The sequence below is a fragment of the Streptomyces sp. ITFR-6 genome (assembly GCF_031844725.1).
Classification (GTDB): domain Bacteria; phylum Actinomycetota; class Actinomycetes; order Streptomycetales; family Streptomycetaceae; genus Streptomyces.
In genome coordinates this window covers 4,039,124-4,057,873 of the sequence record NZ_CP134612.1, presented here as the reverse complement: position 1 = coordinate 4,057,873, position 18,750 = coordinate 4,039,124, and the positions used below count along the sequence as shown (strand labels likewise).

Here is an 18,750-nt window from a genome sequence, read left to right as displayed (position 1 = left end):
GAGGGCCGGGACGGTCCGAGCCACGAGGGGGGAGGCTCGGGCCGTCCGTACCGCACCGGCTGCCGCCGGTGCGGCCGCTCAGCTTCCGTCGACCGCCTCGGCCAGCGCCCGTTCCACGTCGGCCAGCAGGTCTTCCGGGTTCTCGGCGCCCACCGAGAAGCGGATGAAGCCTTCCGGCACCGCGTCACCGCCCCAGCGGGCCCGTCGCTCGGCGGTGGAGCGCACCCCGCCGAAGCTGGTCGCGTCCTCGGCCAGCCGGAGCGCGGAGAGGAAGCGCTCGGCGGTCTCCCGGTCGGCCAGCACGAACGAGACCACGGAGCCGAAGCGCCGCATCTGCCGCGCGGCCTTCCGGTGCGAGGGGTCGGTGGGCAGTCCGGGGTAGCGCAGTCCGGTCACTTCCGGGTGCTTGGTGAGCGCCTCGGCCAGCGCGAGGGCGTTCGCGCACTGGCGCTCGATCCGCAGTTCCAGGGTGGCCAGCGAGCGGTGTGCGAGCCAGGCCTCCATCGGTCCCGGGATCGCGCCGGCCACCTTGCGCCAGCGCCGCACTCCGGCCGCCAGCTCGGGATCGAGGCAGGCCACGTGGCCGAGCAGGATGTCGCCGTGCCCGGTCATGCCCTTGGTGTCGCCGGCCACCGAGAAGTCCGCGCCCAGCTCCAGCGGACGCTGGCCGAGCGGGGTGGCGAGCGTGTTGTCCACGGCCACCAGCGTCCCGCCCGCGTGCGCGGCCTCCACGAGCCGCCGCACGTCACAGACGTCGAGCCCGGGGTTGGACGGGGTCTCGATCCACAGGAGCCTGGCGCCCTCCAGGGCGGCCAGCTGGGCATCGCCGCCGGTAGGGGCGGTCCGCACCTCGACCCCGTACGCCTCCAGCTGCGCCCGTACCAAGGGGAGTGCCTGGTAACCGTCCTCGGGCAGCACGATCACGTCACCGCTGCGCGCCTGGGACAGCAGTACGGCCGAGACCGCCGCCATTCCGGAGGCGAAGACCGTGGTCTCGACGCTCTCCCCCGGCGCTTCGAGCTCACCGATGGCCCGTTCCAGATGGGTCCAGGTCGGGTTGGTGTCGCGGCCGTAGGTGTACGGGCCGGTCGGCTCGCCGGAGAGGTGGAAGTGCGCGGCGAAGACCGGACCGGGGAGAGTCGGTTCGTACTGCTGCGGTTCCGGCAGGCCGGCCCGTACCGCGCGGGTTCCGTCGCCCATGGTGCTCATGCTGAGTCCTCACTTCTCTCCCCGGTCCGTCACAGGTACTGCCTGCACTGTTCCAGGTGCGCGCGGATCAGTCCTCGTCGGGCAGGACCACGTTCAGCGCCCAGGACACGATCGAGATGATCAGTCCGCCGAGGACGGCGGTCCAGAAGCCGTGGACGTGGAAGCTCAGATCGAACTGGCCGGCCAGCCAGGAGGTGAGCATCAGCATCAGCGCGTTCACCACCAGGGTGAACAGCCCCAGTGTGAGGAGGAAGAGCGGCAGGGTGAGCAGCTTCAGGATCGGCTTTACACAGAAGTTGACCAGGCCGAAGATCAGAGCGACCACGATCAGGGTCAGGACCTTGCGGCCGGTGTTTCCGCCGGTCAGCGTGATGTCCTGGAGCAGCCAGATGGCCACTGCCAGCGCACCCGCGTTGGCGATCGTCTTGACTACGAAATTCTTCATGTGTCTGATCGTGGCAGACATGATCGGTGGCGGACACCGGCTGGGCAGAGGCAAGGGACGGGCAGGCCATGAAGGCATTCAGACTGGACGAACTGGAGGCGGAGCGGGCCGCCAACGACGGCGCGTATCTGCAGTTCGTCCGTGAACGGAACATGTCTGTCGGCCTGTACGCGCTGAACGCCGGCGAGCTCGATCCGCAGCAGCCGCACAAGCAGGACGAGGTCTACCTGGTCGTCAGCGGGCGCGCGTCGATCACCGTGGGCATGGAAACGACGCAGGTGGGCAGAGGAAGTGTCGTGTATGTACCTGCCGGCACGGCTCACAAGTTCCACCACATCACCGAGGACCTGCGGGTGATGGTGGTCTTCTCGCCGCCCGAGGGCTGAGGGGTCCGGGAGACGGAGTGGTCTCTCGGGGGTCCCTAAGGGTTCGATCAGGGGAGTTCAAGGGATGCGAGGCCCCCGCCGACCACCCCCGCGCCTCTAGCATCGGAGCAGGAACTCACAGAGACGAGGTAGGACAGATGGCCGTGCGGGAGATATTCGCGGGAATGCCCTGGTGGGTGAAGTGGATCGCGGTGCCCGTCATCGCGATCGTCGTGTTCGGTGGTCTGATCGCCAGCGTGGTCGGCTTCGTCGTCTGGCTGCTCTTCAAGATCCTGATCTTCGTGGTGCTGGTCGGCGGGATCGTCTTCCTCGTGCGGAAGTTCATGTCGTCCTCGTCCTCGCGCGGCGACTGGTAGGCGACCGGCGGACGACCGGTGGCCGCACCACCGGTCGCACGGTTAGCCCAGGTGAGCTAAGCGGAAGACGAAACCGCAACCCTTCCGGACGCTGCGGATACAGTGGAAATTCGCTGCCGCCGCCTGGGAGAGCACTGTCAGTCACCACCTGACAAGTGGTGGACAGGCATCCGGCCTCCGGACTCGAACCTGCGGCAGACCTGTGGGGGCGGCCTCCACAGGCGGGCTGACCGCCCGTCACCATGCCTGGGGGTGACCGTTGACCACGGCATCGAGTACCGCTGTGCCGACGTTGATCGGATCGGTGCAGCGGGCGCTGAGACTGCTGGAGGCCGTGGGCGCCCATCGTGACGGGGCGCCGGCCAAACAGCTCGCGCGTGAGGCGGGACTCCCGCTGCCCACCGCCTACCACCTGCTGCGCACCCTCACCCACGAGGGATATCTGCGCCGGGAGAACGGCGTCTTCCTCTTCGGCGCGGCCGCCGAGCGGCTGGTGGGCGACGGCGCTCTGCAGAACCGGCGCAGCCGGATGACCCAGTCCCTGGACCGCTGGCGGGACATCATCGGGGCCCCGGTGTACTGCGCCGTCTACCGCGACGGCGAGATCGAGCTCGTCGCCGTCGCCGATACCCCGGCCACGCCCGCGGTGGACGAATGGGCCGCGTTCCAGGAGACCGGGCACGCCCACGCGATCGGCCAGTGCCTGCTGAGCCAGCTCGACGAGAAGGCCCGCGAGGACCACTTGGACCGGCATCCGGTGCGTCCGCTGACCCGGTACTCCGTACGCGACCGCGCGGCACTTCTTGAACGGCTGCGATCCCTGGAGCGAACGGAACCCGTCATCGAGCGGCAGGAATACGCCCTCGGGACGGTCTGCGCGGCCATCCCGATCGCGGCCGGTTTCACGGCTGCGGCGATGGCCATTTCGGTACCTCTCGACCAGGAAGAACGGTTGCTCCCCGCGGTCGAACGACTACGTGGCGAAGTGGCCAGCCTCTTGCGTTCGTTCGTGTTCTCTATCAGTATCTGAAAAATCACTCCTTGTGATCTGCTATCGCGTGCACCACGATGGCGTCAATAGGGCCATGGGGGATCATTCCTGGCCAGATTCATCTACTGCGGGGTTGAACGATGCGCGAGTCGGTTCAAGCTGAGGTCATGATGAGCTTCCTCGTCTCCGAGGAGCTCTCATTCCGTATCCCGGTGGAGCTCCGGTACGAAGTGTGCGATCCGTACGCGATCCGGATGACCTTCCATCTCCCCGGCGATGCCCCGGTCACCTGGGCTTTTGGCCGCGAGCTGCTGCTCGACGGCCTCAACAGCCCCAGTGGCGACGGGGACGTACACATCGGGCCGACCGAGCCCGAAGGACTGTGCGACGTCCACATCCGGCTCCAGGTGGGGGCGGACCGCGCTCTCTTCAGGGCGGGTACGGCACCCCTTGTGGCGTTTCTCGACCGGACGGACAAGCTCGTCCCGCTCGGCCAGGAGTGCACGCTGGGTGACTTCGAGGGCAATCTGGAAGAGGCATTGGGGCGAATTCTGGCCGAGGAACAGAACGCGGGCTGACGGGAGCCGCCTTATCGGGGCCCGGGTGCCGGTCGAACATCACACCTGCCTAACGGGTGAATCACTCTCCGTGTGTGACCGTTCAGGCCTTCGCCCGTCGCCGTCGTCCTCTGCCACTCCGTACGGGTGCCGAAGCCCCGGCTTCCGCGCCGACCCCCGTACGGTCCGCGGCGACGACCAGTGCCGCGAGCGCGGTGGTCACCGGCACCGAGGCGACCAGCCCGATCGAGCCGACCAGCGTCCGCACGATCTCCTCCGCCACCAGCTCGCTGTTGGCCACCGTGCCCACGCCGCTCTGGGCGATCGAGAACAGCAGCAGCAACGGCAGCGCCGCGCCCGCATAGGCGAGCACCAGGGTGTTGACCACCGAGGCGATGTGATCCCTTCCGATTCTGATACCTGCCCGGTAAAGCTGCTTCGCACTCATCGTCGGGTCCGCCTGGTGCAGTTCCCAGACGGCCGATGTCTGGGTGACCGTCACATCGTCGAGCACCCCCAGGGAGCCGATGATGACGCCGGCCAGAAGCAGACCGCTCATGTCGATGTGCGGATACAGGCCGTGGATGAGGCCGGTGCTGTCGTCGGTGTTCCCGCTCAGGCTCGCCCAGCCGATGAAGAGCGAGCCGAGCAGCCCGATCAGCAGCAGCGAGATCAGGGTGCCGACGACGGCGACGGAGGTGCGGGCGGTCAGCCCGTGGCAGATGTAGAGGGCGATCAGCATGATGGCGCTGGCCCCGACCACCGCCACGAGCAGCGGATTCGAGCCCTGCAGGATGGCCGGAAGGATGAACAGGGTCAGCACGGCGAACGACAGGGCGAGCGCCACCAGTGCCATGACCCCGCGCAGTCTCCCCACGACGACCACCGCCACGGCGAAGATCCCGGCCAGCAGCGCCATGGGGAACTTCCGGTTGACGTCCGTCACGGAGTACTGGAGGTCATGGGGCGCGTCGGGGGCGTACGCGACCACCACTTCCTGCCCCTCCCGCAGCTGTCGCGGTGCGCCGGGCTGCACCACCTCGATGAAGGTGCGCCCCTTGTCCTTGCCGCTCGTGACCTCGACCGTGGCCTTCTCACAGGGTGCGGCCCCGCCGCCACCGGTCGTCGGGTCCTTGGTCGACGGGGTCTCGCCCTCGACCGGCAGCTGGGCCGCGTTCACGTCCTTGCAGTCGACCTTGTCGACGTTCACCACCTTCGCCTGCTGGGTCTGCCGGTCGAAACCGACACCGGTTCGTTCGTGCGCCGGCGCACCACCGGGCCAGAGCACCACGAGCCCGACGGCGACCGCGGCCGCGAACGGGATCAGTACGGCGGCGATCACCTTGCGCAGGTGCTTGGACACGGGTGCGGCAGGGCCGTGCGCGTGAGTGTGGGTGTGCTGAGGGGACGGCTGCTCGGGAACGATATGGGGAGACGTCACCGGCCGATCATCGCAAGAGGAGCGGGGCCCACTGTTCAGCACACCCGTGAGGGCGTTAGCGTGGTGGCACCTTTGCACACGCGGGAGCTCGGAGCACCGGGCTGAGAGGGCGCTGATCTCCGTACATCCGTACGGGACAAGCTGCGCCGACCGCCGAACCTGTTACCGGGTAATGCCGGCGTAGGGAGTAGGTCTCATGACCACAGCGGATGCACGCATGCCTGCCTCCAGTCAGAACGACGAGGGCGGTCGGAGCGACGGGGCCGGTCCGAGCGACAAGGCCAGGAAGTCCATCGGCTGGCACAAGGGGTACGTCCAGGGCTCGCGCCCGGACCTCCGGGTGCCGGTCCGTCAGGTGCACCTCACCAACGGCAAGGACGTGACGCTGTACGACACGTCGGGGCCGTACACCGATCCCGCCATCGACACCGATGTCCGCCGCGGACTCACGCCGCTGCGGGAGAACTGGATCATCGCCCGCGGCGACACCGAGGAGTACGCGGGCCGGGCCGCCCGCCCCGAGGACGACGGGATCAAGCACACCTCGCCGCGCGGAGGGCTGCGCAATCTGGACGCGGTCTTCCCCGGCCGCCCGCGCCAGCCGAGGCGCAGCCGGGACGGGAGCCCGGTGACCCAGCTCGGGTACGCCCGGCGCGGCGAGATCACCCCGGAGATGGAGTACGTGGCGATCCGGGAGAACGTCACGCCCGAGGTGGTGCGCGGAGAGATCGCCGCGGGCCGGGCCGTGCTGCCGGTCAACGTCAACCACCCGGAGATCGAGCCGATGATCATCGGTAAGCGGTTCCTGGTGAAGGTGAACGCCAATATCGGCAACTCCGCGGTGACGTCCTCCATCGAGGAGGAGGTGGACAAGATGACCTGGGCGACCAAGTGGGGCGCGGACACGGTCATGGACCTTTCCACCGGCCGCAACATCCACACCACCCGTGAGTGGGTACTTCGCAACTCCCCGGTACCGATCGGCACCGTGCCCCTCTACCAGGCACTCGAAAAGGTCGACGGCAGGGCGGAGGAGCTGACCTGGGAGATCTACAAGGACACCGTCATCGAGCAGGCCGAGCAGGGCGTCGACTACATGACGGTCCACGCGGGCGTGCGCCTCCCGTATGTGCCGCTGACGGCCCGTCGCAAGACCGGCATCGTCTCCCGGGGCGGCTCGATCATGGCCGCGTGGTGCCTCGCGCACCACAAGGAGTCGTTCCTGTACGAGCACTTCGAGGAGCTCTGCGCGATTCTCGCCTCGTACGACGTGACGTACTCGCTGGGCGACGGGCTGCGCCCCGGATCGATCGCGGACGCCAACGACGAGGCGCAGTTCGCCGAGCTGCGCACGCTCGGCGAACTGAACACCGTAGCCAAGCGGTTCGGCGTCCAGACGATGATCGAGGGTCCGGGGCACGTCCCGATGCACAAGATCAAGGAGAACATCGACCTCCAGCAGGAGATCTGCGAGGAGGCGCCGTTCTATACCCTCGGCCCGCTGACCACGGATGTCGCTCCGGCGTACGACCACATCACCTCGGGCATCGGCGCCGCGATGATCGCCTGGTGGGGGACGGCGATGCTCTGCTACGTCACGCCCAAGGAGCACCTCGGCCTGCCCAACCGGGACGACGTGAAGACCGGCGTGATCACGTACCGGATCGCGGCCCATGCCGCGGACCTCGCCAAGGGGCACCCGGGGGCGCAGGAGTGGGACGACGCGCTGTCGGACGCCCGCTTCGAGTTCCGGTGGGAGGACCAGTTCAATCTGGCGCTCGACCCGGACACGGCGCGGGAGTTCCATGACGAGACGCTGCCGGCCGAGCCGGCGAAGACGGCGCACTTCTGCTCGATGTGCGGGCCGAAGTTCTGCTCGATGAAGATCTCGCACGACATCCGGCGTGAGCACGGCGGTTCGCAGGCGGAGATCGAGGCGGGCATGGCGGAGAAGTCCAAGGAGTTCGCGGCCGCGGGCAACCGGGTCTACCTGCCGATCGCGGACTGAGGCGGGGCGCGTCGTGCCGGCGGGCTCGCGCCGGCCGGTACGACGGGCCCGCGCTCCCCTTTCCCCTGGCCCCGGTCAGTCCATCTCGTGTTCCGGTCCGCCGAAGTCGGGGCTGGTGAAGTCCGGGCTGGTGAAGGTCGGCCGGGGCGCGGCCGCCGGGCCGTCGTCCGGGCTGGAGAAGTCCGGCCTGCTGTAGCCGATCTTCGGGATGCGGTTGGCCGAGGGATACGGGGTACGGGCCGCGGGAGCGGCGCCCGGGTCGGCCAGCGCGTCCCGCAGGAACGGCAGGATGCCCCGTTCCAGCAGTGCGTGCCGCCAGGCCTCTCTGGCCCGCGCCACGTCCTCGGGCAGTTCCTCGCCGGGATCCTCAGCGGCCAGCGAGGTGGAGCCGTTGCGCAGCGCGGCGATGAGGAGGCCGGCGGCGGCGATCAGGATGGCGGCCGCGGTGAGCGCCATGAAGACCCAGCCGACGCTCACCATGGTCCCCGCGAAGGACGGCGGCGAGCTGAGCATCTTCAGGATGTAGCCGACCAGCAGGAAGATCACCGCGGCCGTGCCCGCCAGCACCGGGGCCAGCACGGTGACGACAGCTCCCAGTCCGGCCCCCGACCCGTGGGGACCGTCGGCGCCGATGAGGCCCGCGGCGTCCTGATCGGCGTCGGCCGTGGCGGCCCGCAGTTCCTCGCGGGCCTTCACGTAGTGCTCGTACTCGGTGGCGGCCGTGGCGGTTATCAGGGCGGTGGCGGCCATCGCCATGGTGCGCAGCTGGACCGGGTTGAGCCGTTCGCCGACTGCGGCCAGATCTGGTCGTTCATGGGCGTGACGCAGCGCGTCGTCGAGGATCCGCTCGTACTCGGGGCGGTCCTCGGTCAGCAGGTGCGGAGCGCTGTTCATGTGCATCCCCCGATGCTCCGTAGGGCCTGTGTGCCCGATTCAACCGGGCAGTCGGGCGGAAACGGAGGAGAGCCTGCTACTGGTACGCCGATGGTAGAGCGCCCACGGCACAGGGTGACAGGGGGTTTCCGGAAATAGGCCCAGTGGTCGGCACGGTCAGGTCGTTGATGCGTCTTCCCCGAAGAGCGTCAGTCATGCAGGGGGAGTTGGACGACCAGTAGCTTTCCGGCCATGGTCACTCCGCCGTCCATGGCGATGGCGAGCCCGTCCGCGTACACGTGCGGGCCGTCCACCAGCGGTCCGGCACTGTCCTCGCCGTCCTCTGAACCGACCTCGCCGAGCAGATACGGAATGGGGCTGTGGCCATGGACGACGCGCCGGCCGCCGTAGGCCGCCATCAGCTGCTGGACGGCCTGCGGGCCCGATTCGTCGCGGAAGGCGAAGCGCTTGGTGAGCTTGCGGAAGAGGTCCCAGCACTCGTCGGCGTCGTTCCGCGTCAGGATGGCGTGCACCGTGTCGTTGACGTCCTCGATGGTGGTGCCGTAGTCGAGGTACGCCGTGGTGTCCGAGTGCATCAGCAGATGCCCGTCCTCCTCGACGACCGCGTCGAGCCGGGACATCCACTGGAGGTGGACGTCCTGGAGCCGCTCCATGTCGCTCTTCTGGCCGCCGTTGAGCAGCCAGGCGGCCTGGAAGGTGGCGGTGCCCGCGCCCGAGTTCACCGGGGTGTCGGCGAACCGCTTGGCGCCGAGGAGCAGCAGCTCGTGGTTGCCCATCAGGGCCTTGCAGTAGCCGCCGGCGGCCGCGGCCTCCGCGGACAGCCGCATCACGAGGTCGATGACGCCGATGCCGTCGGGCCCCCGGTCGGTGAAGTCACCGAGGAACCAGAGCCGCGCGTTGCCCGCGGACCAGTTGCCGTCACCGTCGATCAGGCCCTGTTCGGTGAGGGCGGCGTGCAGCTCGTCCAGATAGCCGTGGACGTCACCGACCACGTACAGCGGGCCGAGCTCCGGATCCTGGGCGGGCCGAGGTTCGGGAACGGCCCGCACCTGGACGGTGGGCTCGCGGGTGATCACCGGAAGGTCGCGCGCGGTGGGGGTGTACCCCTCCGGCGCCTCGCCCTCCGGGAAGGCGTTGCCCGGGTGCGGAGACGCCGGCGGGGCCGGGGACTGCGCATAGGGCGGTACGCGGAAGTCGCGCAACGTCGCCGTCCGCACCGCGGGTTCCTGACCGGCCCCCTGTGTCATCGACCCCTCCACCACCGTCGCGCCGCCGTACACCTGACGGGCCCTGCTGGTCGGGGCGGTCCGCGGTGTCGTCCGCCCATCATAGGAATGCGAATCGTGCTCTGTGACGCACCAGGGGTGGTGAATCCGAACGCACGCCGGGTTCCTCGGTCGATTGGTCCCAATTGGTCTGATCAATCCCCTGCCGGAGAGCGCGGCGCGCTGACCGTGGTGCGGGGCGGACGGCGTTGGGAGGAGGTCCGGACGATGAGTTCCGTCGGTATCACCTGCTCCACCGGGCCGTCGTGCTCGACGCCTTCGATGGCGTCGATGAGCAGTTGCACGACCGCCGTGCCGATTCTGCGCGGTTTGAGCGAGAGGGTGGTGATGGGCGGTTCGGTCGTCGCGTAGACGGTGGACTCGCTGCAGCACACCAGCAGCAGGTCCTCAGGGACGCGCAGACCGTACCGGCGGGCCGCCGCGAGCAGATCGGTGCCGTTGGGGTCGAAGAGTCCGTAGACGGCGTCAGGGCGGTCCGGACGGGCCAGCAGGCGGTCGGCGGCCACCGCGCCCGCGCACGGGTCGTGGGCGGGGTAGGACTCGTACACCGGCTCCTGCCCGACCCGCTCGCACCAGTGGAGGTACGCGGTGGTGGACAGCCTGGTGTACGTGTCCGTGGTGGTGCCGGTGAGCAGCCCGATACGGCGGGCCCCGGCGGCGGCGAGATGGTCGAGGAGGTCGAGCACGGCGGCCCGGTGGTCGTTGTCCACCCAGGCGGTGACCGGGAGGGTCCCGGCCGGCCTGCCGTCGGAGACGACGGGCAGCCCCTGGCGGACGAGTTCGGTGACGACCGGGTCCTGGTCGGAGGGGTCGATGACGACAGTGCCGTCGAGGGCGACGTTCGACCAGACGTCGTGGCGTGAGGTGGCGGGCAGGATGACGAGGGCGTAGCCGCGGGCCAGCGCGGCGGAGGTGGCCGCTCTGGCCATCTCCGCGAAGTACGCGAATTCGGTGAAGGTGAAGGGTTCGTCCCCGTAGGTCGTCACGGTCAGGCCGATCAGGCCGGACTTGCCGGTACGGAGGGTTCGGGCCGCGGCGGAAGGGCGGTAGCCCAGGCGCTCAGCGACCTCGCGGACATGGCGGCGGGTGGCGTCCGGGAGCCTGCCCTTGCCGTTGAGCGCGTCGGAGACGGTCGTGATGGAGACTCCGGCGGCGGCGGCCACATCCCGGATGCCTGCTCGTCCCCGCCTGCCGCCGCGCCGGGGGGTCTCCGTCCGGCTCACCTGGTGCTTCCCTGCTGCTGTCATGGCGAGCCGATAGTAGGGCTCGCACGGGCAGTTGGTCCGATCGCATATGCACGCGTTGACAGGCACGTTTCTGCATGATCATTTAATGCAAATGCCCTTGGTAATCAAGGGTGTTGTCGGTCAGGACCATCATGTGTCGGGCGTCGGACCGGATGGGCCTGTCGTAGGTGTGATGTTTCGAAGAGGTCTCAACTCACCTCTTCGGGGGACGCGCGCCACGGAGTGAGCCACCGGCGCGCGCCAGGGGGCGGAGCGCTCCCCCTCATTCCGGGGCCCACCGGACGAATCCCCGGTCCCGCCATTCGCAGCGGCGCCCAATCCTCATAAGGTGAGCAGTATTGATGTGTACGGACGGTCGAGGAGGACCCGCGGTGAGCGAGACGAGCCCCAAGTTGCGTGCCGAGCTGGACGGCGTTCCCGCCTATGTGCCGGGCAAGCCGGCCGCGGCGGACGGACCGGCCGCGTTCAAGCTGTCCTCCAACGAGAACCCGTATCCGCCGCTGCCGGGGGTGATGGAGTCCGCGATGGTCGCCGCCGCGCACTTCAACCGCTACCCGGACATGGCCTGCACCGGCCTGATGAACGAGCTGTCCGACCGTTTCGGTGTGCCGGTCTCGCACCTGGCCACCGGCACCGGCTCGGTCGGTGTGGCGCAGCAGCTGCTCCAGGCGACCTCCGGGCCGGGCGACGAGGTCATCTACGCCTGGCGCTCCTTCGAGGCGTACCCGATCATCACCCAGGTCAGCGGGGCGACGTCGGTGAAGGTGCCGCTGACCAGCGGTGAGGTGCACGACCTGGACGCGATGGCGGACGCGATCACGGCCCGGACCCGGATGATCCTCGTCTGCAATCCGAACAACCCGACCGGCACCGTGGTGCGCAGGGCCGAGCTGGAGCGCTTCCTGGACCGGGTGCCGGGCGATGTGCTCGTGGTTCTGGACGAGGCGTACAAGGAGTTCATCCGCGACGCGGACGTGCCGGACGGCATCGAGATCTACCGGGACCGGCCCAATGTGGCGGTGCTGCGGACGTTCTCCAAGGCCTACGGGCTGGCGGGGCTGCGGGTCGGCTTCGCGGTGGCCCACGAGCCGGTGGCGGCCGCGCTGCGCAAGACGGCGGTGCCGTTCGGTGTGAGCCAGCTCGCGCAGGACGCGGCGGTGGCCTCGCTGCGTGCCGAGGACGAACTCCTGGGCCGGGTGGGGTCTTTGGTGTGCGAGCGGGAGCGGGTGCACAAGGCCTTGGTGGGGCAGGGGTGGACGGTGCCGGAGTCCCAGGCGAACTTCGTCTGGCTGCGGCTGGGGGACCGTACCGTCGACTTCGCCGCGGTCTGCGAGAAGGCCGGTGTGGTGGTCCGGCCGTTCGCGGGCGAGGGCGTGCGGGTCACGATCGGTGAGGACGAGGCGAACGACCTGTTCCTCAAGGTGGCGGAGTCGTACCGCAAGGAGCTGTAGCCGCGGCCTCAGCCTCGGCCCCGGCTCCGGGAGGTCCAGCCCCGGAAGCCGGTCTGTCGGGCCCCGTATCTCGTGCGCGAGGTGCGGGGCCCGTTCGCGTGTCCGGGCCGGGCGGAGCGGGATCCGGCTCGACGCGGGCATGTCCGCTTCAGGGGAATAGTCGCTTCCGCTCTAAGGGGGTACCCCCCCCGGAAGATCCCGAAAGTCTGTGCGCCATAATTGCTTGTGAATGTGAACGCGTTCACAAGCGTGTCCTGGTTCATCCCGTGATCCGTCGGATTTAAAGGACAAACTGCCGGTGCGACTACGGCGACGTAAGGAGAAGACGACGTGGAGCTAGCTCTGGCGCCGGAGACCCTGGCGCGATGGCAGTTCGGAACGACCACCGTCTACCACTTCCTCTTCGTTCCCCTGACGATCTCGCTCGCCGCGCTCACCGCGGGCCTGCAGACCGCCTGGGTGCGGACCAACAAGGAGAAGTACCTCAGGGCCACCAAGTTCTGGGGAAAGCTCTTCCTGATCAACATCGCCATGGGCGTCGTCACCGGCATCGTCCAGGAGTTTCAGTTCGGTATGAACTGGTCGGACTACTCGCGGTTCGTCGGGGACATCTTCGGAGCCCCGCTGGCGTTCGAGGCGCTGATCGCGTTCTTCTTCGAGTCGACCTTCATCGGTCTGTGGATCTTCGGCTGGGACAAGCTGCCGAAGAAGATCCACCTCGCCTGCATCTGGATGGTCTCGATCGGCACCATCCTCTCCGCGTACTTCATCCTGGCGGCCAACTCCTGGATGCAGCACCCGGTCGGCTACCGCATCAACAAGGAACGCGGACGCGCCGAGCTCACCGACTTCTGGCACGTGCTCACGCAGAACACCGCGCTCGCCCAGTTCTTCCACACCATCACGGCGGCCTTCCTGGTCGGCGGGGCGTTCATGGTCGGCATCGCCGCCTTCCACCTGGCCCGCAAGAAGCACATCCCGGTGATGCGGACCTCACTGCGGCTGGGGCTGATCACCGTGGTGATCGCGGGCCTGCTCACCGCCGTCAGCGGTGACCAGCTGGGCAAGGTCATGTTCAAGCAGCAGCCGATGAAGATGGCGGCGGCCGAGGCACTGTGGGACGGCCAGAACGCCGCGCCCTTCTCGATCTTCGCGTACGGAGACGTCAGCAAGGGCCACAACTCCGTCGAGATCTCGATCCCCGGAATACTGTCCTTCCTCGCCGACGACAACTTCAACTCCTACGTCCCCGGCATCAACGACATCAACAAGGCGGAGCAGGAGAAGTACGGGCCCGGCGACTACCGGCCCAACATCCCGGTCGCCTTCTGGAGCTTCCGCTGGATGATCGGCTTCGGGATGGCGTCCTTCGCGCTCGGCATCCTGGGACTGTGGCTGACCCGGAAGAAGTTCATGCTGCCACCGGGCATGCGGACCGGTGAGGACGAAGTGCCGCATCTGGTCCTGTTCAAGAACAAGGCGCTGAGCCCCAAGCTCGCCAAGTGCTACTGGATCGTCGCCCTGTGGACCCTGCTCTTCCCGCTGATCGCCAACTCCTGGGGCTGGATCTTCACCGAGATGGGCCGCCAGCCCTGGGTCGTCTACGGCGTGTTCCAGACCCGCAACGCGGTCTCCCCCGGCGTCTCGCAGGGCGAGGTGCTCACCTCGTTGATCCTCTTCACCCTGCTCTACGCGGCACTCGCCGTGGTCGAGGTCAAGCTGCTCGTGAAGTACATCAAGGCAGGGCCTCCGGAGCTCACGGACGACGACCTCAACCCGCCCACCAGGATCGGCGGCGACCATGACGACGCCGACCGGCCCATGGCCTTCTCCTACTGAGAGCGCAGGAGCCGAGAGATGGAACTCCACGACGTCTGGTTCGTGCTCATCGCCGTCCTCTGGACCGGCTACTTCTTCCTGGAGGGATTCGACTTCGGGATCGGTGTGCTCACCAAGCTGCTGGCCCGCGACCGCAAGGAACGACGGGTCCTGATCAACACGATCGGGCCTGTCTGGGACGGCAACGAGGTCTGGCTGCTCAGCGCTGGCGGAGCGACCTTCGCCGCGTTCCCCGAGTGGTACGCCACGCTGTTCTCCGGGTTCTACCTGCCGCTGCTGATCATCCTGCTCTGCCTGATCGTGCGCGGTGTCGCCTTCGAGTACCGGGCGAAGCGGCCCGAGGAGAAGTGGCAGAACAACTGGGAGAACGCTATCTTCTGGACCTCGCTGATCCCCGCCCTGCTCTGGGGCGTGGCCTTCGGCAACATCGTGCGCGGCGTGAAGATCGACGCGGACATGGAGTACGTGGGCAACTTCTGGGATCTGCTCAATCCGTACTCGATCCTCGGCGGGCTGGTCACGCTCTCCCTCTTCACCTTCCACGGGACGGTGTTCGCGGGGCTCAAGACGGTCGGCGACATCCGGGTCAGGGCTCGCTCGCTGGCCCTGAAACTGGGTGCGGTCACCGCGGTGCTGGCGCTGGGCTTCCTGATCTGGACCCAGGCCGACAACGGCGGCGGCTGGAGCCTGATCGCGATGATCATCGCGGTGGTCTCCCTGGTCGGGGCGATCGGCGCCGTCGCGGCGGGCCGTGAGGGATGGTCCTTCGCCCTCTCCGGTGTGACCATCACGGCCGCGGTCGCGATGCTCTTCCTGACGCTCTTCCCGAACGTCATGCCGTCCTCGCTGAACGATGCCTGGAGCCTCACGGTCACCAACGCCTCGTCCACCCCGTACACGCTGAAGATCATGACCTGGTGCGCGGGGATCGCCACTCCCGTGGTGCTGCTGTACCAGGGCTGGACCTACTGGGTGTTCCGCAAGCGGATCGGTACGCACCACATCGCTGACGCGCACTGAACGCAGCGCATACACGCGACGCAGTGAATGCCTTCCTGACCGAGCCGATTTCCATGGGGTGTTTCACGTGAAACCGATCGACCCGCGTCTGCTCCGCCACGCCCGTGCCACCCGCCTCTTCCTGGTGGCTGTGGTGGTACTCGGACTGGCCGGAGCGGCGCTGGTCATCGCCCAGGCCATGCTCGTCGCCGAAGTGGTGGTGGGCGGATTCGAGGACGGGCTCACCGGATCCGGACTGCGTACGCCGCTCCTGCTGCTCGCGGCGGTCGCGGTCGGCCGGGCGCTGGTCTCCTGGCTCACCGAACTGGCCGCTCACCGGGCCGGTGCGGCCGTCAAGTCGGAGCTGCGCGGTCGACTGCTCGACCGGGCGGCGGCGCTGGGCCCGGAATGGCTGAGCGGGCAGCGCACCGGCTCACTGGTGACGCTCGCCACCCGGGGTATCGATGCGCTGGACGATTACTTCGCCCGGTACCTGCCGCAGCTCGGGCTCGCCGTGGTGGTGCCGGTGGCGGTGCTCGCCAGGGTGGTCACGGAGGACTGGATCTCGGCGGCGATCATCGTCGTCACCCTGCCCCTCATCCCGCTCTTCATGATCCTGATCGGCTGGGCGACCCAGTCGCGGATGGACCGCCAGTGGCGGCTGCTCTCGCGGCTCTCCGGCCACTTCCTCGACGTGGTCGCCGGGCTGCCGACGCTGAAGGTCTTCGGCCGGGCCAAGGCCCAGGCGGAGTCCATCCGCACCATCACCTCGCAGTACCGGCAGGCGACCGTGCGCACGCTGCGGATCGCCTTCCTGTCGTCCTTCGCCCTGGAGCTGCTGGCGACGCTCTCGGTGGCCCTCGTCGCCGTCACCATCGGCATGCGGCTGGTCCACGGCGAACTCGACCTCTACACCGGACTGGTGGTGCTGATCCTCGCGCCGGAGGCCTATCTGCCGCTCCGGCAGGTCGGGGCGCAGTACCACGCCGCCGCCGAGGGCCTCTCGGCCGCAGAGGAGATCTTCTCGGTCCTGGAGACCGAGCCGCCCGCGGGCGGTACCCGGGAGGTCCCCCCGTCTCTGCGGCTGGAGCTGCGGGATGTGACCGTCCGGCACGCGGGGCGCACCGAGCCCTCGCTCGCCGGGGCCACGCTGGTGGTGGAGGAGGGGGAGACCGTCGCCCTGGTCGGCCCGAGCGGCGTGGGCAAGTCCACCTTGCTGAACGTGGTGCTGGGATTCGCCGCACCCGACGAGGGGCGGGTGCGGGTCGGCGGAACCGACCTGGCGGACCTCTCCCCCCAACGCTGGCGGGAGCGGATCGCCTGGGTCCCGCAGCGCCCGCACCTCTTCGCCGGCACGATCGCGGAGAACGTACGGCTGGCCCGGCCGGAGGCGGACGACAGCGCGGTGACGGCCGCGCTGCGCGACGCCGGGGCGTACGAATTCGTGGCGGCCCTGCCGGACGGGGCCGCGACCCTTCTCGGGGAGGACGGCGCGGGCCTCTCCGCAGGACAGCGGCAGCGTCTCGCGCTCGCCCGCGCGTTCCTCGCCGACCGGCCGGTGCTGCTGCTTGACGAGCCGACCGCGAGCCTGGACGGTGAGACGGAGGCGGGCATCGTCGAGGCGGTACGCCGGCTGGCGGCCGGGCGGACCGTGCTGCTGGTGGTGCACCGGCCGGCGCTCCTCTCGGTCGCCGACCGGGTGGTGACGCTGGAGCCTGCCGCGACGGCCGGGCCGGCCGGGTCCGCTGTCGCCGCCGTGGTGCCGCGTCCGGCCGGTGCCCCTGACGACCTCATCGGCGGCGAGGCGGTGCGGGAGCCCGAGGTGCTGCGGGACACCGCGGCCCGGACCGGGCATGTGCTGGCCCGGGTCAGGGAGGCCGCCGGGGCACAGCGCGGCCGGCTCGCGCTCGCCCTGCTGCTGGGCAGCCTCGCGCTGGGCTCCGCGGTGGGCCTCATGGCCGTCTCCGGCTGGCTGATCTCCCGCGCCTCCGAACAGCCCCCGGTGCTCTACCTGATGGTCGCGGTCACGGCGACCCGCGCCTTCGGCATCGGGCGGGCGGTCTTCCGCTACGCCGAACGCCTCGTCTCGCACGACGCGGTGCTCAGGATGCTCGCCGCGCTGCGCGTCGATGTCTACCGGGGCCTGGAGCGCATCGCGCCCGCGGGACTGCGCCGGACCCGGCGCGGGGATCTGCTCTCGCGGCTCGTCGCTGACGTGGACGCCCTCCAGGACTACTGGCTGCGCTGGCTGCTGCCCGCCGGAACCGCGCTCCTCGTCGGCGCGGCAGCTGCCGGATTCACCGGCTGGCTGCTGCCGGAGGCGGGCGCCGTGCTCGCTGCCGGACTGGTGCTCGCCGGGGTCGGGGTCCCCCTCGTCAGCGGCGCCTGCGCCCGGCGCACCGAGCGCAGGCTGGCGCCCGCCCGCGCCGAGCTGGCGACCCGGATCACCGACCTGCTCGGCGGGACGGCCGAACTGACCGTCGCGGGCGCGCTGCCCGGACGCTCGGCCAGGACCCGGGAGGCCGACGGCGTCCTCACCCGGATCGCCTCCCGGGCGGCGACCGCCACCGCGCTCGGCGGCGGGCTCACCGCGCTGATCGGCGGCCTCACCGTGGTCGCCGCCGCACTCGTCGCCCTCCCCGCGGTGGCCGACGGGCGGCTGGCCGGGGTGGAGCTCGCCGTCGTCGTCCTCACCCCGCTGGCCGCCTTCGAGGCCGTCACCGGTCTCCCGCTCGCCGTTCAGTACCGGCAACGGGTCAAGCGCAGCGCGGAGCGGGTGTACGAGGTGCTCGACGCCCCGGTGCCGGTACGCGAACCCGCCGCACCGGCCGAGGCGCCCGCATCGCCCTTCCCGCTGGAGGTACGGGGGCTCTCTGCCCGGTACGCGGGAGCGGAGCACGACGCCCTGGACTGCGCGGACCTCACCCTGGAGGCCGGCAGGCGCATCGCGGTCGTGGGTCCCTCGGGTTCCGGGAAGACCACGCTCGCCCAGGTCCTGCTCCGCTTCCTGGACGCGCGGGCGGGGACGTACCGGATCGGCGGTGTGGAGGCGTCCGCGCTGGCCGGGGACACGGTGAGGCGTTTCGTCGGGCTCTGCGCCCAGGACGCCCACATCTTCGACAGCTCCATCCGGGAGAACCTGCGTCTCGCCCGTACCGGAGTGGCCGACGCGGAGCTGCGCGACGCCCTCGCACGGGCCCGGCTGCTCGACTGGGCCGAGGCGCTGCCGGACGGGCTGGACACCCTGGTCGGCGAGCACGGCTCCCGCCTCTCCGGAGGCCAGCGCCAGCGGCTCGCGCTGGCCCGAGCGCTGCTGGCGGACTTCCCCGTGCTCGTTCTGGACGAGCCCGCGGAGCACCTCGACCTGCCGACCGCCGACGCCCTGACGGCGGACCTGCTGGCGGCCACCCGGGGACGTACGACGGTGCTGATCACCCACCGGCTCGAAGGCCTGGACGCGGTCGACGAGGTGGTGGTCCTGGACGCGGGAGCGGTGGTGCAGCGTGGCCCGTACGCGGCTCTTGTGGCGGTGGACGGCCCGCTGAGCCGGATGCTGGCGCGCGAGCGCGAGACGGTGAGGGAGCCGGCGGAAGCATCGCCGGGCGTGCGGGTCTGATGAGGCCCCGCCAGGCTTCGACTTT

The 18,750-nt window shown here is 69.5% G+C and carries 15 protein-coding genes and 1 riboswitch; of the genes, 9 read left to right on the top strand and 6 right to left on the bottom strand.

The features are described from left to right. Positions 1-78: 78 nt before the first annotated feature. Together RLT59_RS18330 and RLT59_RS18325 are read right to left on the bottom strand one after the other, a co-directional pair. The gene (locus tag RLT59_RS18330; protein WP_311304396.1) at positions 79-1,209 is read right to left on the bottom strand and encodes a cystathionine gamma-lyase; all 1,131 of its coding nucleotides are present in this window, start codon (positions 1,207-1,209) and stop codon (positions 79-81) included. Between the two features lie 67 nt (positions 1,210-1,276). Further along, entirely contained in the window at positions 1,277-1,654 is a 378-nt protein-coding gene (locus RLT59_RS18325) for a phage holin family protein (RefSeq protein WP_311304395.1), read from the bottom strand. 68 nt (positions 1,655-1,722) lie between these two features. On the opposite strand from RLT59_RS18325, the gene RLT59_RS18320 reads away from it, so the two are divergent. From RLT59_RS18320 to RLT59_RS18305, 4 genes are all read left to right on the top strand, one after another. After that, positions 1,723-2,040 (top strand): cupin domain-containing protein, encoded by a 318-nt coding sequence (locus RLT59_RS18320; RefSeq protein ID WP_073736338.1) that lies wholly within the window; start codon positions 1,723-1,725, stop codon positions 2,038-2,040. A gap of 143 nt (positions 2,041-2,183) precedes the next feature. Then, positions 2,184-2,396, top strand: coding sequence for a DUF5326 family protein (locus tag RLT59_RS18315; RefSeq protein WP_311307768.1), 213 nt, complete (start codon positions 2,184-2,186; stop codon positions 2,394-2,396). Positions 2,397-2,655: 259 nt separating this feature from the next. Beyond that, positions 2,656-3,426 (top strand): IclR family transcriptional regulator, encoded by a 771-nt coding sequence (locus RLT59_RS18310; protein ID WP_311304394.1) that lies wholly within the window; start codon positions 2,656-2,658, stop codon positions 3,424-3,426. Positions 3,427-3,527: 101 nt separating this feature from the next. Continuing rightward, positions 3,528-3,965 (top strand): SsgA family sporulation/cell division regulator, encoded by a 438-nt coding sequence (locus RLT59_RS18305; RefSeq protein ID WP_024489558.1) that lies wholly within the window; start codon positions 3,528-3,530, stop codon positions 3,963-3,965. 82 nt (positions 3,966-4,047) lie between these two features. Here RLT59_RS18305 and RLT59_RS18300 read toward each other — a convergent pair whose 3' ends face one another. Beyond that, positions 4,048-5,385, bottom strand: coding sequence for a YibE/F family protein (locus RLT59_RS18300; protein ID WP_311304393.1), 1,338 nt, complete (start codon positions 5,383-5,385; stop codon positions 4,048-4,050). A gap of 70 nt (positions 5,386-5,455) precedes the next feature. Further along, a riboswitch (TPP riboswitch) is annotated at positions 5,456-5,589 on the top strand. Between RLT59_RS18300 and thiC the strand changes: the two genes are divergently transcribed. Next, the gene (gene thiC / locus RLT59_RS18295; RefSeq protein WP_311304392.1) at positions 5,582-7,393 is read left to right on the top strand and encodes a phosphomethylpyrimidine synthase ThiC; all 1,812 of its coding nucleotides are present in this window, start codon (positions 5,582-5,584) and stop codon (positions 7,391-7,393) included. (Overlaps the previous riboswitch by 8 nt.) 75 nt (positions 7,394-7,468) lie before the next feature. On the opposite strand, the gene RLT59_RS18290 is transcribed toward thiC, so the two are convergent. The 3 genes from RLT59_RS18290 to RLT59_RS18280 form a co-directional block, all read right to left on the bottom strand. After that, on the bottom strand, positions 7,469-8,293 hold the full coding sequence (locus RLT59_RS18290) for a hypothetical protein (protein ID WP_311304391.1): 825 nt from the start codon (positions 8,291-8,293) through the stop codon (positions 7,469-7,471). Positions 8,294-8,475: 182 nt separating this feature from the next. Beyond that, complete coding sequence (locus tag RLT59_RS18285) at positions 8,476-9,534, bottom strand: metallophosphoesterase (RefSeq protein WP_311304390.1); 1,059 nt, start codon at positions 9,532-9,534, stop codon at positions 8,476-8,478. 173 nt (positions 9,535-9,707) lie between these two features. Continuing rightward, positions 9,708-10,820 (bottom strand): LacI family DNA-binding transcriptional regulator, encoded by a 1,113-nt coding sequence (locus RLT59_RS18280; RefSeq protein ID WP_311304389.1) that lies wholly within the window; start codon positions 10,818-10,820, stop codon positions 9,708-9,710. A 371-nt stretch (positions 10,821-11,191) separates the two neighbouring features. Here RLT59_RS18280 and hisC point away from each other — a divergent pair, with 371 nt between their 5' ends. The 4 genes from hisC to cydD all read left to right on the top strand — a co-directional run bounded on the left by hisC (position 11,192) and on the right by cydD (position 18,725). After that, positions 11,192-12,271 carry a histidinol-phosphate transaminase gene (hisC, locus tag RLT59_RS18275; protein ID WP_311304388.1) on the top strand — a complete coding sequence of 360 codons (1,080 nt, stop codon included), beginning with the start codon at positions 11,192-11,194 and terminating at the stop codon, positions 12,269-12,271. 330 nt (positions 12,272-12,601) lie between these two features. After that, complete coding sequence (locus RLT59_RS18270) at positions 12,602-14,110, top strand: cytochrome ubiquinol oxidase subunit I (protein WP_311304387.1); 1,509 nt, start codon at positions 12,602-12,604, stop codon at positions 14,108-14,110. Positions 14,111-14,128: 18 nt separating this feature from the next. Continuing rightward, on the top strand, positions 14,129-15,130 hold the full coding sequence (cydB, locus tag RLT59_RS18265) for a cytochrome d ubiquinol oxidase subunit II (RefSeq protein ID WP_311304386.1): 1,002 nt from the start codon (positions 14,129-14,131) through the stop codon (positions 15,128-15,130). A 67-nt stretch (positions 15,131-15,197) separates the two neighbouring features. Next, positions 15,198-18,725, top strand: coding sequence for a thiol reductant ABC exporter subunit CydD (gene cydD / locus RLT59_RS18260; protein WP_311304385.1), 3,528 nt, complete (start codon positions 15,198-15,200; stop codon positions 18,723-18,725). The last annotated feature ends 25 nt before the right edge of the window (positions 18,726-18,750 follow it).

Bases quoted from the DNA above. Each gene is read 5' to 3' on its own strand.
- RLT59_RS18280 (WP_311304389.1), bottom strand. From the start codon at position 10,820: ATGACAGCAGCAGGGAAGCACCAGGTGAGCCGGACGGAGACCCCCCGG.
- RLT59_RS18305 (WP_024489558.1), top strand. From the start codon at position 3,528: ATGCGCGAGTCGGTTCAAGCTGAGGTCATGATGAGCTTCCTCGTCTCC.
- RLT59_RS18330 (WP_311304396.1), bottom strand. From the start codon at position 1,209: ATGAGCACCATGGGCGACGGAACCCGCGCGGTACGGGCCGGCCTGCCG.
- RLT59_RS18320 (WP_073736338.1), top strand. From the start codon at position 1,723: ATGAAGGCATTCAGACTGGACGAACTGGAGGCGGAGCGGGCCGCCAAC.
- RLT59_RS18325 (WP_311304395.1), bottom strand. From the start codon at position 1,654: ATGAAGAATTTCGTAGTCAAGACGATCGCCAACGCGGGTGCGCTGGCA.
- RLT59_RS18285 (WP_311304390.1), bottom strand. From the start codon at position 9,534: ATGACACAGGGGGCCGGTCAGGAACCCGCGGTGCGGACGGCGACGTTG.
- RLT59_RS18290 (WP_311304391.1), bottom strand. From the start codon at position 8,293: ATGCACATGAACAGCGCTCCGCACCTGCTGACCGAGGACCGCCCCGAG.
- cydB (WP_311304386.1), top strand. From the start codon at position 14,129: ATGGAACTCCACGACGTCTGGTTCGTGCTCATCGCCGTCCTCTGGACC.
- thiC (WP_311304392.1), top strand. From the start codon at position 5,582: ATGACCACAGCGGATGCACGCATGCCTGCCTCCAGTCAGAACGACGAG.